Below are 15,107 nucleotides of genomic sequence, written 5' to 3' on the forward strand. Positions count from 1 at the left end.
CATGCAGACCAAATTCTCGCCCGAGCAGCTCGCCGACCCGGCCATGGCTTCCTCCGAAGGCGTGATCCGCAAATGCGTCCACTGCGGCTTCTGCACCGCGACCTGCCCGACCTATGTGCTGCTCGGCGACGAGCTCGATAGCCCGCGCGGGCGGATCTACATGATCAAGGACATGCTCGAGAATGAGCGGCAGCCGAGCGCCGAGGTCGTCAAGCATGTCGACCGCTGCCTCTCTTGCCTGTCGTGCATGACGACCTGTCCGTCGGGCGTGAACTATATGCACCTCGTCGATCATGCGCGCGCCTATATCCACGAGCGCTACGACCGGCCGTGGCCCGAGCGCGCGCTCCGCCGCATCCTGGCCTGGGTGCTTCCCTACCCCGGCCGCTTCCGCCTCGCGCTCCATGCCGCCAGGATCGGCCGCCCGCTGGCGCCCCTGTTCGCGAAGGTCGGCGCGCTGAAGCCGCTCGCGGCGATGCTCGCGCTGGCGCCGCGTCGTCTGCCACCCAAGGCGGGCGCCGAGCCGTCGAGCGTACCGCGCGCCAGGGGCCGCGTCGCGCTCCTGCAGGGCTGCGCCGAGCCGGTGCTGCGCCCCGAATTCCGCGCCGCCGCGATCCGTTTGCTCAATCGCGCGGGCTATGACGTGCTGTTCGCGGGAGGAGAGCAATGCTGCGGCGCGCTCGTCCATCACATGGGGCGCGAGGAGGACGGGCTCGCCGCCGCGCGGCGCAATGTCGACGCCTGGACGCGCGAGATCGAGGACGGCGGCCTCGCGGCGGTGGTCGTCACCGCGTCGGGCTGCGGCACGACGATCAAGGACTATGGCTTCATGCTGCGCGGCGACCCCGCCTATGCCGAAAAGGCGGCCCGGGTCTCGGCGCTGGCGAAGGACATCTCCGAACTGCTGATCGACGCCGATCTGCCGCCCGGCGACGGCCGCGGACTGACCGTCGCCTATCACGCCGCCTGCTCGCTGCAGCACGGGCAGAAGGTCACCGAAGCCCCCAAGCGCCTGCTCGCCGCCGCGGGCTATGCCGTACGGACGCCGGCCGAGGCGCATCTGTGCTGCGGCTCGGCGGGGACCTACAACATCCTCCAGCCCGACATCGCCGGGCAGCTCGGCGACCGCAAGGCGGCGAACCTCGCGCGCCTCGCCGCCGACGTCGTCGCGACCGGCAATATCGGCTGCGCGATGCAGATCGCCCCGCGGATCGGCGTGCCGGTCGTGCACATGGTCGAACTGCTCGACTGGGCCACCGGCGGCCCGGCGCCGGCGCAATTAAAGGGGCACGAAACGCGCATCGGCGATTGACTCAATTAATAATATTATACAATGAGACGTCTTGGGCGGCGGGCTGCGAAAATGCCCCCGCGTTCAGGGGAAGGACGTCTGAAACATGAAGCTCGGCTCGATCCTGCTCGCCGCACTGGCCGCCACCATGGCGCTGCCGGCCGAGGCCCAGACCCCCGAACTGTCGGTCGCGCCGGGCGGCCATTATCTTCTTGCCGGCGACAAGCCCTTCTTCTGGCTCGGCGACACCGCGTGGCTCCTGCTCAGCCGGGTCGATCGCGCCGATACCGAGACCTATCTTCAGACGCGCAAGCGCCAGGGCTTCAACGTCATCCAGGTGATGGTGCTCCACACGCCGAAGATGACGAGCAGCAGCGGCGCGCCGGCGCTGGTCGACGGCGACCCCGCCCGGCCGCGCACCACGCCCGGCAACGATCCCGCCAAGCCGGACGAATATGATTATTGGGACCATCTCGACTGGGTCGCGGGACGCGCCGAGGAACTCGGCATCTATCTCGCGCTGGTGCCGGTGTGGGGCGACCTTGCGATGAACAAGGTGCTGACCAGGGACAATGCGCCTGTCTACGGCCGGTTCATCGCCGAGCGCTACGGCAAGCGGAAGAACATCATCTGGCTCAACGGCGGCGACACGCGCTCGGAGTCGAACACCGCGGTGTGGGACGCGCTCGGCACGACGATCAAGTCGATCGCACCGCGGCAGCTGATGACCTTCCACCCGATCGGCCGCACCGATTCCTCGTGGCAATGGCACGACGCCAAATGGCTCGACTTCAACATGCTGCAGTCGGGCCACCGTTCCTACGCGCAGGAAGGCGCGAACGCGAAGGGCGAGGATAACTGGCGCTACATCGCCGAGGATTGGGTGCGGCTGCCCGCCAAGCCGACGATCGACGGCGAGCCCTCCTACGAGAATATCCCGCACGGGCTGCACGAAGCGCCGCCGCAGCCGCGCTGGCTGGCCGCCGACGTGCGCCGCTACGCCTGGTGGGCGGTGATGGCCGGGGCGTTTGGCCACACCTATGGCGAAAACAACGTCATGCAATTCTTCCTGCCCGGTGCCGACACGCGGAATTTCGAGGCCGACATTCCGTGGCGCGACGCCCTCGCGGCGCCGCGCGCGCCGGGCGCCGACCAGATGCGCTTCGTCCGCACGCTGATCGAATCGCGCCCGATGCTCGAACGCGTGCCCGACCAGTCGCTGATCGCCGACAACGGCGAACGCTACGACCGCGTGCTGGCGAGCCGGGGGAAGGCCTATGCCTTCGCCTATAGCTACACCGGTCGGCCGTTCACGATGCGCCTCGGCGCGATCGCGGGCCAGCAGGTGCGTGCCGGATGGTATTCGCCGCGCGACGGCACCACGACGCCGATCGGCACCTTCAGCAACAGCGGCACGCGCCGCTTCGATCCGCCGGGCGACACCGCTCCGGGCAACGACTGGGTGCTGGTGCTCGATGACGCCCGGCGCACGGCGACCGAATAAGGAAAATCCGCCTTGGCCCTGCCGAAGATCAAATATGTCCGTGCCTTCACCGTCCGTGGCGGCGGCGCCGACTATCACGACCAGGGCGAAGGCCACTGGATCGACGACCATATCGCGACGCCGATGGCGAAATACCCCGCCTATCGCCAGTCGCGGCAGAGCTTCGGCATCAACGTGCTCGGCACGCTGGTGGTCGAGCTCGAAGCCGACGACGGCACGGTCGGCTTCGCGGTGACGACCGGCGGCGAACCCGCCGCCTTCATCGTCGAAAAGCATCTTTCCCGCTTCCTCGTCGGCCGCAGTCCGGCCGACTATGAGCTGATCTGGGACCAGATGTATTTCTCGACCCAATATTACGGCCGCAAGGGGCTGGTGGTGAACGCCATCTCGGGCGTCGACCTCGCGATCTGGGACCTGCTCGGCAAGCTGCGCGGCGAGCCCGTCTATCACATGCTCGGCGGCGCGGTGCGCGAGGAGCTGCAGTTCTATGCTACGGGCGCGCGCCCCGATGTCGCGAAGCAGCTCGGCTTCATCGGCGGCAAGCTGCCGCTCCACCACGGCCCCGCCGAGGGACTCGAAGGGCTCGAGAAGAATATCGCGCTATTGGCCGACATGCGCGCGAAATGCGGCGACGATTTCTGGCTGATGTACGATTGCTGGATGAGCCTCGACCTCGACTATGCGACGCGTCTCGCCCAGCGCGCGTGGCACGAATGCGGGCTTAAATGGATCGAGGAAGCGCTCAGCCCCGACGATTATTGGGGCTATGCCGAACTCCGCAAGAATGCGCCCAGGGGGCTGCTCGTCACCACCGGCGAGCATGAAGCGACGCGCTGGGGCTTTCGCATGCTGATGGACATGGAATGCTGCGACATCATCCAGCCCGACGTGGGCTGGTGCGGCGGCGTCACCGAGTTGATCAAGATCGCCAGCTACGCCGACAGCAGGGGCGTGCTGATGGTCCCGCACGGATCGTCGGTCTACAGCTATCATTTCGTCATCACCCGGCACAATTCGCCCTTCGCCGAATTCCTGATGATGCACCCCGGCCCGACCGAGGTCGTGCCGATGTTCGCGCCGCAGCTTCTGGGCGAACCCGTGCCCGTGAACGGCAAGATCCGCGCGAGCGAGCTCGACAAGCCGGGCTTCGGCGTCGAGCTCAACCGCGACATCGCTCTCCACCGTCCCTATCCGAACTGAGGAAGATTTCATGAAACTCTGCCGCTATGGCGCCGCGGGCGCCGAGAAACCCGGTCTGATCGACGCCGACGGCCGCATCCGCGACCTGTCGGCGCATGTCGCCGACATCGATCCCGGCACGGTCGGCAAGGACGGGCTGGCCCGGCTCGCCGCGATCGACCCGGCCTCGCTGCCGCTGGTCGAAGGCGAGGTCCGCTATGGCCCCTGCGTCGCGGGCACGCGCCATTTCGTCGCGATCGGCCTCAACTATGCCGATCACGCCGCCGAATCGAACCTGCCGATCCCCGAGGAACCGGTCGTGTTCAATAAATGGGTGAGCTGCATCCAGGGACCGAACGATCCGGTCACCATCCCGAAGGATTCGAAGAAGACCGACTGGGAGGTCGAACTCGGCGTCGTGATCGGCACCGCGGCTTCCTATGTCTCCGAAGCCGACGCGCTCGATCATGTCGCGGGCTATTGCGTCATCAACGACGTGTCCGAACGCCATTGGCAGCAGGAACGCGGCATGACCTGGGACAAGGGCAAGGGTTTCCCGACCTTCGGCCCCGTCGGCCCCTGGCTCGTCACCGCCGACGAGGTGGGCGACCCGCAGGCGCTGTCGATGTGGCTGTCGGTCAACGGCCAGAAGGTACAGGACGGCCATACCAAGACGATGATCTTCACCGTCGCGCAGATCATCGCCTATCTCTCGCAGTTCATGACGCTGCAGCCCGGCGACATCATCACCACCGGCACCCCGCCGGGCGTCGGCATGGGCCAGAAGCCCGAGGCCTGGTATCTGAAGGCGGGCGACGTCGTCGAACTGGGCATCGAGAAGCTGGGGCAGCAGCGCCAGGACTTCGTCGCGTGGGAGGCGGGCCGATGAGCGCCTATGCGGGCCGCTTCGCCGGGCGCAGCGCGATCGTCACCGGCGGCGCGTCGGGGCTGGGCAAGGCCGTAGCCGCGCGCATCGTCGCCGAGGGCGGCAAGGCGGCGCTGTGGGATGTCAACGCCGACACGCTCGCCGCGGCGCGCGAAGAGGTCGGCGCGAGCGACGTGCAGGCCCTCGACGTCTCCGACGCCGCGGCGGTCGAGGCGGCGACGAAGGCCAGCGCCGCGGCGCTCGGCGGCAAGATCGACATTCTCGTCTGTTCGGCGGGCATCACCGGCGCGACGGTGCCGGTGCACGAATTCCCGATCGACAGCTGGCTGCGCGTCTTCGACATCAACGTGAACGGCCTCTTCTATTGCAACCGCGCGGTCGTGCCGCTGATGCTCGAGGCGGGCTATGGCCGGATCGTCAACATCTCGTCGGTCGCGGGCAAGGAAGGCAATCCCAACGCCAGCGCCTATTCGGCGTCGAAGGCCGCGGTGATCGGCCTGACCAAGTCGCTCGGCAAGGAGCTGGCGGGCAAGGGCGTGATGGTCAACGCCCTGACCCCCGCGACCTTCGAAAGCCCGATCCTGGCACAGATGCCGCAAAGCCAGGTTGACTACATGCGCTCGAAAATCCCGATGGGCCGCCTCGGCGAGGTCGACGAAAGCGCGGCGATGGTCTGCTTCATGGCAAGCGAGGAGTGCAGCTTTACCACCGCCTCGACCTTCGACACCTCGGGCGGCCGGACGACCTTCTGACGATGCGCGCGCGCCCGCCCCTCGTCGACCCGCACGTCCATCTGTGGGACCTGGCGCACATCCGCTATCCGTGGCTGGCGCCGCCGTTCGACGCCGACAATCCGAACGGCAGCGTCGAACCGATCGCGGTCGACTATCCGCTCGACGCCTATCTGGCCGACGCGGCGGGGTGGGACGTGCGGGGAATCGTGCATATCGACGCCGGCGCCCATGCCGACGATGCGCTGCGCGAGACCGAATGGCTGCAGGCGATGGCCGATGCGCGCGGCCTGCCGACGGGCATCGTCGCCTTCGCCGCGCTCGACGACCCCGACCTCGAATGGCTGTTGGCGCGGCATGTCGAGCATCGCAATGTTCGCGGCATCCGCCATATCGTCAACTGGCACCCCGATCCGGCGCGCAGCTATTCGCCCGCCGACGTCACGACGTCGGATGCCTGGGCGCGGGGGTTCGGGCTCCTCGCCCGCCACGGCCTCAGCTTCGATCTTCAGGCCTATCCCGGCCAGTTCGCGCATCTCGCCGAACTGATCGCGAAGCACCCCGACACGCAGGTGATCATCGACCACAGCGGCATGGCGATCCCGGGCGACGCGGATGGCTGGGGCGTGTGGCGACGGGGTATGGCGAAGCTCGCCGCGCTGCCCCATGTCGCGGTCAAGATCTCGGGCATGGGTTTCACCTGGCGCCCGTGGGACGCCGAACAGGCGCGCCCCTATGTCCTCGAGACGATCGAGCTGTTCGGCACCGACCGCGCGATGTTCGCCAGCAACTTCCCGACCGACAAGCTGTTCGGCAGCTTCGACAAGCATCTGGGCGCCTATGACGCGATCACCGCGGACTTTTCGGACAGCGAGCGCGCCGCGCTGTTCGCGGGCAACGCCAACCGCATCTATCGGCTCGGCCTTGTGCTCTAGGCCATGAAGATCGTCGATCTGCGCACCGAACATACCGCCGACCTGCTCGGCACGGAGGCGGTGCGTCCGCGCCTGTCGTGGCAGATCGAAAGCGATGCGCCGGACGCTGTGCAGACGCGCTATCGCATCCGCGCGGCGGCCAGCGTCGAGGCGCTCGACAGCGATCCTCTATGGGATTCGGGCGAGGTCGCGAGCGATGCGACCTTCGACATCGCCTATGGCGGCCCCGCGCCCCGGTCGATGCAGCGTATATGGTGGTCGGTCGAGGCGACCGACAATGCGGGCACAACCGTCCGCTCGGCGCCGGCGTGGTTCGAGACCGGCCTGCTGTCGCCGGACGACTGGCACGCCGACTGGATCGAGGCCGAGGACGCCTTTGCCGCCGCCGACCGCGCCGCCGGGGTCGCGTGGATATGGGGCGAGACGGCGCTCGATGCCCGTCCGCACGCCTTCCGCCTCGATTTCGACGCGCCGGCCGATCTGGCGCGCGCCGAGGTGCTGATGGCGGGCAAGGACCATCTGCGCGGCGTCTGGATCAACGGCGAAGCATCGCCGCTTGACCGGCCGTTCGGCTGGGACACCTATCTGCCCTTCTGGGGCACGCTCGCGCCCTATGCGGGCCAAACAAGGCCCGGCCGCAACAGCGTGTGCGCGCTGGTCGAGGCCGACACCGAAGGCTTCTTTCCCGTCGATGGCGGCGCCTTCGCGGCGCTGATCCGCCTTCATCTTGCCGACGGCAGCGTCGAGCGCATCACCGGCACGGCGTTTCGCGTCCGCTCCGATGCGCCCGAAGGCTGGACGAGCCCCGATTTCGACGCGAGCGGCTGGGCGCGAGTGGTTCCGAGCACGAGCTGGGCCGAGGGCGACCCGCGCCCGAGCGAGCCCGCGATGCTGCTGCGCACCGAATTCACGCCCGCCAAGCCCGTGGTCGCGGCGCGGCTCTACGCCACCGCGCTCGGCGCCTATGACGCGCGGATCAACGGCCGCGCAGTGAGCGATGCGATCCTCGCGCCCGAGATCAGCGTCGCGAAGAGCCATGTCCTCTATCAGGTCCACGACGTCACCGACCTGATCCGGCCCGGCGCCAATGCGCTCGGGGCGACGGTCGGCGACGGCTGGTACGCAAGCCCGTTCGGCTGGCGCATCGAGCGCTACGGCTTCGGCCCCGCCCCGCGTCGCTTCCGCGCGCAGCTCCGCCTCGACTATGCCGACGGCAGCAGCGAATGGATCGCGACCGGCCCCCACTGGCGCCTCGCGCCGTCGGCGATCCTCCTGTCCGAAATCTACGACGGCGAAACGCGCGATGCCCGGCGCGAGCAACCCGGCTGGGACCGGCCGGACTTCGACGACAGCGGCTGGACAGCGGCAAAGCGCGGCGCGGCGCCCGACGCACGCCTGATCGCCCAGACCTCGCCCGCGTTGAAGCGCACCGGCAACCGCCGCGCGCTTAGCGTAAGCGAGCCGCAACCGGGCCGCTACGTCTTCGACTTCGGCCAGAATTTCTCGGGCTGGGTGCGCATCCGCGCGCACGGGGCAGCAGGCACGACGATCACCGCAAAATTCGCCGAGCTGCTCCATGCGGACGGCACCGCCGACCTCGCCAACCTGCGCCTCGCCGCGGCGACCGACCGCTTCACCCTCGCGGGAACCGGCGACGAGATCTTCGAGCCGAGCTTCACCTATCACGGCTTCCGCTATGTCGAGATCACCGGCTATCCGGGCGTGCCGACCGCCGACGATATCGAGGGCGTCGTCGTCCACAGCGCGTGCCGCGAGACCGGCGAGATGACCTTCCCCGACGCGCCACTGCTCCAGACGATCTGGAACAATGCGCTGTGGAGCCAGCGCAGCAACTTTTTCGCGGTGCCGACCGACTGCCCGCAGCGCGACGAGCGCATGGGGTGGATGGGCGACATCCAGGTGTTCCTCGACGCCGCCGCCTTCAACATGGAGGTCGACCCCTTCATCCGCCGCTTCCTGCTCGAGGCGCGCGCCGCCCAGCGGAGCGACGGCGCCTATCCGATCGTCGTTCCCCAGCCGCTGTCCTTCCCCGACGTGGTCACGGCGGGGTGGAGCGAGGCCGGGATCATCCTGCCGTGGCAGCTCTGGCAGCGCTATGGCGACACCGCGGCGATCGACGAGAATTGGGACGCGATGGCGGCGTGGATGGCCTATGTCGCGCGCGCCAACCCCGACGGCATCTGGCGCCACGATCGCGGGCTCGACCTCGGCGACTGGCTGTCGGTCGACGCCGTCAAGCCCGACGACGAGACCACCCCCCGCATCCTCTGCGCCACCGCCTATTGGGCATGGGCAGCGGAGCTGATGGCCGACATGGCCGAGGCGACCGGCCGGCATGCCGATGCCATCTTCTATCACGATCTTCGCGAGACGATCGGCGAAGCCTTCGCGCGCGAATTCGTCGCGGCCGACGGCACCGCGGGCAACGGCAGCCAGTGCAGTCAGGTCCTCGCGCTCCACATGGGCCTCGTTCCCTCGGGCCGCCGCGCCGCGGCCGCCGCGGTGCTGGCGAAGGACATCCGCGCGCGCGGCATGAAGCTGTCGACCGGCTTTCTCGGCACCCCCTATATTCTCGACGTGCTCGCCGATGCCGGGCTGCACGAAGAGGTCGCCGGCCTGCTGCTCCAGACCGGCTATCCGAGCTGGGGCTATATGCCGAGCCAGGGCGCGACCACGATGTGGGAGCGGTGGAACGGCGACACCGGCGACCTGTCGATGAACAGCTACAATCATTATGCCTTCGGCGCGGTCGTCGGCTTCTTCTACCGCCGTCTCGCCGGCATCGCGCCGGCGTCGCCGGGCTTCCGCACCATCGCCGCGCGGCCGCTCTGGTATCCCGCGATCGGGCGGGTGAGCGCCCGCTACGATTCGCTCGTCGGCACTATCGCGACCGAAACCGAAGGCGACGCGAGCGGCCTCACCCGTTTCAGGCTGACCGTGCCCGCCAACGCCCGCGCCGAGGTCGAACTCCCCGGCATCGGCTGGCGCGACGGCGGCCGGAGCCTGACGACCGATGGCTCGCTGACTCGCCTCACGGTCGGCGCCGGCCATCACGATTTTACAAGATATTGAGAGAGGAACGACCCCATGCCCACGCTCGGACTCATCCATAATTCCCCGATGCTCGCCGGCGTGTTCAACGAGATCGCGGCGCGCATCATGCCCGCCGACGTCAAGCTGCTGCACTTCGTCGACGAGAGCACGATCAAGAACACGATCGCCGCCGGCCATCTGGAAAAGACGACGATGCGCCAGGTGATCCGCCTCGTCGGGTCGGCCTTCGACGCCGGCTGCGACGTCGCGATGGTGACCTGCTCGTCGATCGGCAAGGCGGTCGAGATGGCCGCAGACCTCTATGACCAGCCGGTGCTGCGTGTCGATCGCGCCATGGCCGAAAAGGCCGTCGCGACGGGCAAGCGCATCGGGGTCGTCGCAACGCTGTCGACCACGCTGCAGCCCACCGCCGACCTCGTCCGCCGCGTTGCCGCCGAGCAGGGCAAGGAGATCGAGCTGGTCGAGCATCTGTGCGAAGGCGCCTTCGAGGCCGTGATGGCCGGCGACGGCGCGACCCACGACCGCATCGTCGGCGAAGGTCTGACCGTCGGCCTGAAGGGCGTCGACGCCATCGTCCTCGCCCAGGCGTCGATGGCGCGCGTCGTCGCCAGCCTGCCCGAGGGCGCGGTATCGGCGCCCGTCTTCGCGAGCCCCGAGCTCGGCATGGAGCAGGCGCGCGACATTCTCGCGCGCCTCGCCCGGAGCGCCGGCCAGTGACGAAGCGGCGCGCCGTCCTCGGCATCCTCGCCGCGCTGTCGATCATCACCTTCATCGACCGGCTCGCCATCGCGGTGACCGGGCCGGCGATCCAGAAGGATCTGAACATCACGCCCGACGAATGGGGCTGGATCCTCAGCGCCTATGTCATCGCCTATGCGGTGTTCGAGATTCCATCGGGCGCGATGGGCGACAAGCATGGGTATCGCAAGGAACTGACGCGCATCACCGTCTGGTGGTCCTTCTTCACCGCGATCACCGCGGTCTGCCGCAATTTCTGGCAGCTCGCCGCCGCGCGCTTCCTGTTCGGCCTCGGCGCCGCGGGCGCCTATCCCAACATGACCGGCGTGCTCTATCGCTGGCTGCCGGCGCGCGAGCGCGCACGCGGACAGGGGGTGATCTGGGCCGCGAGCCGCTTCGGCGGCGCGCTCGCGCCGCTGCTGCTGGTACCGGCGAACAAATATTTCGGCTGGCAGACGGTGTTCGTCATCCTCGGCGCGGTCGGCTTCGTCTGGGCGATCATCTGGTGGCGCTGGTTCCACGATCGCCCCGCCGACCAGCCGGGCATCTCGGCCGAGGAGGTCGCGCTGATCGGCAGCGACGAGGCGGCCAGCCATGCGAGCACACCGTGGCGCCAGTTGATGGACCTGCCGCAGCTCTGGCTCATCTCCGTCGCCTATTGGTTCTATGCCTTCGGCGCCTGGTTCTTCTTCGGCTGGTTCCCTGTCTGGATGGTCAAGGGGGCGGGCTTCACGGTGGACGAAATGGGCCTCTACGGCTCGGTCCCCTTCCTGCTCGGCATCGTCGGCAATCTCGCCGGCGGCGTCCTGTGCGACCGCCTCGCCGAGCGGATCGGCATCCGCCGCGCCTACAGCCTGATTGCCGGCATCTGCCTGACGCTGACCGCCGCGCTGCTCGTCGCGATGAGCCTCGCCACCGGCAAGCTCGCCATCGTGGCGCTCGCCGGAACCGCCTTCATGGTGATGGACCTGATGCTGCCCGCCGCCTGGGCGATGTGCATGGCGATCGGCGGCCGCTACGGCGGCATCGCCAGCGGCATGATGAACACCGCGGGAAATATGGGCGGCTTCGTCTGCTCGGTCGCCTTCGGCTATGTCGTCGCGGCGACCAACAACTACGCCCTGCCGCTGCAGGGCGTCGCCGCGATGGTGCTGATCTCCGCCATGCTGTTCGCGATGATCGACTGCACCAGGGGATTCGACCACAAGCCAGCGCCCGTCGCGGCCTGACCGAAAACGCCGCCCGTTCGAGCGGGCGGAAGAACCGAGGGGATGAATGACATGCGCCGCCTGATGACCGTGCTTGCCGCTGCCGCCCTGTCGACCGCGACGCCCGCCATCGCGCAGGACAAGACACCGCCGCTTACCGTGTCGGCGGGCGGCCGCTATCTCGAAGCGGGCGGCAAGCCCTTCTTCTGGCTCGGCGACACCGGCTGGCTGTTGCTCGCCAAGCTCGACCGCGAGGAGACCGAGCGCTATTTCGCCAAGCGCGAGGCGCAGGGCTATAATGTCATCCAGGTGATGATGCTGCATCGCCCGACCATGGCCAATCCCGTCGCCGGCCCGGCGCTGGTCGACGGCGACCTTACCCGGCCGCGCGTCACGCCGGGCAGCGACCCCGCGAAGCCCGGCGAATATGATTATTGGGACCATCTCGACTGGGTGTTCGACCGCGCCGCGGCGCACGGCCTTTACATCGCGCTGGTTCCCGTCTGGGGTGATTTCGCCGACTTCCGCCTGCTCAACGCCGACACCGCCCCGGTCATCGGCAAGTTCGTCGCCGAACGCTACAAGGACAAGCCGAACCTCATCTGGGTGAACGGCGGCGACCGCTATCCCGAACTCTCGCCGCTCGCCTGGGACACGCTCGGCAAGACGATCCGCGCGATCGACCCCGATCACCTCATGACCTATCACCCCGCCGGGCGCGCCAGTTCATCCTGGATGTTCCACACGGCCGAATGGCTCGACTTCAACATGTATCAGTCGGGCCACCAGAGCTACGCGCAGGACCATCAGCTCAACGCGCGCGGCGAGGATAATTGGGTCTACACCACCGACGACCTGTCGCGCAGCCCGGCCAAGCCGACGATCGACGCCGAGCCGAGCTACGAGAATATTCCGCACGGGCTCGACCGGGCACCCGAGCCGCGCTGGGGCCCGGCCGACGTGCGCCGCTATGCCTGGTGGTCGGTGCTCGCGGGCGCCTTCGGTCACACCTATGGCGAGAACAGCGTGATGCAGTTCTTCGTCCGCGGGACGCAGGCCAACGCCTATTGGCCCACCCTCTCGTGGCAGGAGGCGCTCGACGCGCCGGGCGCCACCCAGATGCACCATCTGAAGGACCTGATCCTCTCGCGCCCCTTCCTCGAGCGCGTGCCCGACCAGTCGCTCGTTCCCGACAGCGGCCCCCGTTACGAGCGGGTCGCCGCGAGCCGGGGCAAGAGCTACGCCATCGCCTATACCTACACCGGCCGCCCCTTCCACGTGCAGATGGGCAAGATCAGCGGCAAGCGCGTGCGCGCCGCCTGGTTCGATCCGCGCACCGGCAGGGCGACGCCGATCGGCACCTTCGCGAACACAGGCAAGCGGCTGTTCACCCCGCCGGGCACGCCCGCGCCCGGCAACGACTGGGCGCTGCTGCTCGACGACGCCTCGATGACAAGGACCAACCCGTGAAGACCTTCGCTCTCCCCCTCGCCGCGCTCGCCCTGCTCGCAGGAGCCGCCGCGCCGCACACGGCGCTCGCCCAGACGGCCGCGCAAAAGGCGTCGGCGGCGGCGCGCGACGTCGCGCACGAACGGCTGTGGCTCGGCTCGGCCTGGTATCCCGAACAATGGCCCGAAAGCGCGTGGGAGGAGGATCTCCGCCTGATGCGGGGGCACGGCGCGAATGTCGTGCGCATCGGCGAATATGCCTGGAGCCGGATGGAACCGACCGAGGGCCGGTATGAGATGGGCTGGCTGGTCCGCGCCGTGCGCCTCGCCGGCAAATATGGCATGAAGGTCGTCATCGGCACGCCGACCGACACGCCGCCGGCGTGGATGACGCAGAAATATCCCGACACGCTGCAGGTCGACGGCAGCGGCAAGCGCCTCGGCCATGGCGGGCGCCGCCAATTCTCGATCTCGTCGCAGCGCTACCGCGCCTTCGCGCGAACGATCGTCACCAAGATGGCCGAGGCGCTGAAGGACGAACCCAATGTCATCGGCTGGCAGATCGGCAACGAGCCAACCGACGAAAGCTATGATCCCGAGGCGCGCGCCGCCTGGGTCGCGTGGCTCAAGCAGCGCTACGGCACGCTCGACAAGCTCAACGCGGCGTGGACCACCGCCTATTGGTCGCAGACCTATACCGACTGGGAGCAGGTGCCGTTCAACAATGACAAGGCGAACCCGGGCTGGATGCTGGAGCTCAAGCGCTTCATTACCTCGCAGTGGCGCGCCTTCCATCGCAACCAGATCGACGCGCTCCGCGCGGTGATCGGCGACAAGCAGTTCATCACGATCAACTTCGGCGGCCTCGGCTGGGCCAACCGCTTCGACCGCTACGATATGAACCGCGACCTCGATGTGACCTCGTGGGACGATTATGTCGGCATGGGGCACCTCAAGCCCTATCGCAACGGCGCGACGCACGATCTGGTGCGCGGGTGGAAGCGGCAGAATTTCTGGGTCATGGAAACCCAGCCGGGCTTCGTGAACTGGGCGCCGGTGTCGAACATGCTCTACCCCGGCGAAACGCGCGCGCTCGCATGGCAGGCGGTCGGCCACGGCGCCGACGCGGTGCTCTATTGGCAGTGGCGCAACGCCCTCAACGGGCAGGAGACGATGCACGGATCGATCGTCGGCCCCGACGGCAAGCCGCTCCCCATCTATGCCGAGGTGGAGCAGATCGGCCGCGATTTCGCCAAGGCCTCGGCGGCGCTCGCGGGCACGACGCCGGTATCGCCGGTCGCGATCCTGCAGGATTATCCCAGCCGCTGGGCGATCGACTTCCAGCTTCACCACAAGGATTACGACCAGATCGAGGTGCTGCTCGACTATTATCGACCGCTCAAAAACGCGCTCGGCGCGATCGACGTGGTCGAGGCGGCCGAAGCGCCGCTCGCGCGCTACAAGCTGGTGGTCGCGCCAAGCCTGAACGTCATCACCGACGCGGCGGCCCGGCGCCTCGCCGATTATGTCCGCGGCGGCGGCCACCTGATCCTGGGGCCGCGATCGGGCATGAAGGACGAATATGACCGTCTCGAACCGGTGCGCCAGCCGGGACCGCTCGCGGCGCTGCTCGGCGGGCAGGTCGAGCAGTATTACGCGCTCGACGAAGAGATCGCGGTGGGATCGGGAAAGGCGAGCATCTGGGCCGAAGCGCTTTCGACCAGCGCCCCCGATACCGAGGTGCTGCTGCGCTATGGTCAGGCGAACGGCTGGCTCGACGGCAAGCCCGCGGTGATCAGCCGCAAGGTCGGCAAGGGCCGCATCACCTATGTCGGCGCGCTCGTCGACGATGCGGTGATGAAGGGGCTGATCGACGGCGCGCTGAACGACGCCGGCGTGGCGCGCGCCTTCGCGGTGCCCGAGAATGTCGAACTGATGACGCGCGAGGGCGAGGGCCGCGAGATCGTGATCCTGGTCAACCACGGCCGCGAGCCGCGCGAGGTGACGTTGCCCGCGGCGATGACCGATGTGCTGGGCGGCGATCGGGTGGCGAAGGTGACGCTGGCCGCCGAGGGCGTCGCGGTGCTGTCGCGCAACACGCGCTAGAGCGGA

At 68.3% G+C, this 15,107-nt stretch carries 11 protein-coding genes; all 11 read left to right on the plus strand.

What is annotated here, in order from left to right:
• The first annotated feature begins 1 nt into the window (after position 1).
• The 11 genes from glcF (at position 2) to ACOTSS_RS16220 (ending at position 15,101) form a co-directional block, all read left to right on the plus strand.
• Positions 2 to 1,312, plus strand: a complete 1,311-nt coding sequence (glcF, locus tag ACOTSS_RS16170; RefSeq protein ID WP_448689013.1) for a glycolate oxidase subunit GlcF — start codon at positions 2 to 4, stop codon at positions 1,310 to 1,312.
• A gap of 85 nt (positions 1,313 to 1,397) precedes the next feature.
• Positions 1,398 to 2,795, plus strand: coding sequence for a glycoside hydrolase family 140 protein (locus tag ACOTSS_RS16175; protein ID WP_448689014.1), 1,398 nt, complete (start codon positions 1,398 to 1,400; stop codon positions 2,793 to 2,795).
• A gap of 12 nt (positions 2,796 to 2,807) precedes the next feature.
• Positions 2,808 to 3,995 carry an L-rhamnonate dehydratase gene (rhmD, locus tag ACOTSS_RS16180; RefSeq protein ID WP_448689015.1) on the plus strand — a complete coding sequence of 396 codons (1,188 nt, stop codon included), beginning with the start codon at positions 2,808 to 2,810 and terminating at the stop codon, positions 3,993 to 3,995.
• A 10-nt stretch (positions 3,996 to 4,005) separates the two neighbouring features.
• Entirely contained in the window at positions 4,006 to 4,863 is an 858-nt protein-coding gene (locus ACOTSS_RS16185) for a fumarylacetoacetate hydrolase family protein (protein ID WP_095387985.1), read from the plus strand.
• Positions 4,860 to 5,612 (plus strand): SDR family NAD(P)-dependent oxidoreductase, encoded by a 753-nt coding sequence (locus tag ACOTSS_RS16190; protein WP_095388097.1) that lies wholly within the window; start codon positions 4,860 to 4,862, stop codon positions 5,610 to 5,612. The genes ACOTSS_RS16185 and ACOTSS_RS16190 overlap by 4 nt, the downstream gene beginning before the upstream one ends.
• A gap of 2 nt (positions 5,613 to 5,614) precedes the next feature.
• Complete coding sequence (locus ACOTSS_RS16195) at positions 5,615 to 6,526, plus strand: amidohydrolase family protein (RefSeq protein WP_448691364.1); 912 nt, start codon at positions 5,615 to 5,617, stop codon at positions 6,524 to 6,526.
• A gap of 3 nt (positions 6,527 to 6,529) precedes the next feature.
• On the plus strand, positions 6,530 to 9,619 hold the full coding sequence (locus ACOTSS_RS16200; protein ID WP_448689016.1) for a family 78 glycoside hydrolase catalytic domain: 3,090 nt from the start codon (positions 6,530 to 6,532) through the stop codon (positions 9,617 to 9,619).
• A 15-nt stretch (positions 9,620 to 9,634) separates the two neighbouring features.
• Entirely contained in the window at positions 9,635 to 10,318 is a 684-nt protein-coding gene (locus ACOTSS_RS16205) for an aspartate/glutamate racemase family protein (protein WP_095387982.1), read from the plus strand.
• Complete coding sequence (locus ACOTSS_RS16210; protein ID WP_448689017.1) at positions 10,315 to 11,568, plus strand: MFS transporter; 1,254 nt, start codon at positions 10,315 to 10,317, stop codon at positions 11,566 to 11,568. The genes ACOTSS_RS16205 and ACOTSS_RS16210 overlap by 4 nt, the downstream gene beginning before the upstream one ends.
• Before the next feature lie 51 nt (positions 11,569 to 11,619).
• Positions 11,620 to 13,017 (plus strand): glycoside hydrolase family 140 protein, encoded by a 1,398-nt coding sequence (locus tag ACOTSS_RS16215; RefSeq protein ID WP_448689018.1) that lies wholly within the window; start codon positions 11,620 to 11,622, stop codon positions 13,015 to 13,017.
• On the plus strand, positions 13,014 to 15,101 hold the full coding sequence (locus ACOTSS_RS16220) for a beta-galactosidase (protein WP_448689019.1): 2,088 nt from the start codon (positions 13,014 to 13,016) through the stop codon (positions 15,099 to 15,101). Before ACOTSS_RS16215 ends, ACOTSS_RS16220 begins: the two co-directional genes overlap by 4 nt.
• Positions 15,102 to 15,107: the final 6 nt, after the last annotated feature.

The sequence above is a fragment of the Sphingopyxis sp. NJF-3 genome (genome assembly GCF_053514865.1).